The sequence below is a fragment of the Bradyrhizobium sp. PRIMUS42 genome (genome assembly GCF_023006515.1).
Classification (GTDB): domain Bacteria; phylum Pseudomonadota; class Alphaproteobacteria; order Rhizobiales; family Xanthobacteraceae; genus Bradyrhizobium.
This window is the reverse complement of record NZ_JALBGZ010001614.1, coordinates 1-437: the sequence shown is the minus strand read 5'-3', so window position 1 is coordinate 437 and position 437 is coordinate 1. Positions and strand designations below refer to the sequence as shown.

General features: G+C 69.1%; 1 protein-coding gene. It reads right to left on the bottom strand.

Going from position 1 to position 437, the window contains the following annotated elements:
• A partial coding sequence (locus MOV75_RS41930) for a 3-dehydroquinate synthase (RefSeq protein WP_369010511.1) occupies window positions 1-437 on the bottom strand: 437 nt, incomplete at both ends.

Genomic DNA, 437 nt, shown 5'->3' with positions numbered 1-437 from the left:
CTCGCCATGGAACTGGCGGTCGGAGAAGCGGGTCGCCGCTCCCAGCGCGTGACCGAAAGTGTGGCCGAGTTTGAGCAGCGCGCGCGCGCGGGTCTCGCGCTCGTCGCGCGAGACGACGCCGGCCTTGGCGCGGCAGGAGGTCGCGATCGCGTGCTCGCGCGCCGAGCCGCCCTTGAAGATGTCGGCATGGTTCTTTTCCAGCCAGGTGAAGAAGGCCTCGTCGCCGAGCACGCCGTATTTGGCGACCTCGGCATAGCCGGCGCGGAACTGGCGCGGCGACAGCGTGTCGAGCACGGCGGTGTCGGCGATGACCAGCACCGGCTGGTGGAAGGCGCCGAGCAAATTCTTGCCCTGCGGCGAGTTGATGCCGGTCTTGCCGCCGACGCTGGAATCGACCTGCGCCAGCAGCGAGGTCGGCACCTGCACGAAATCGACCC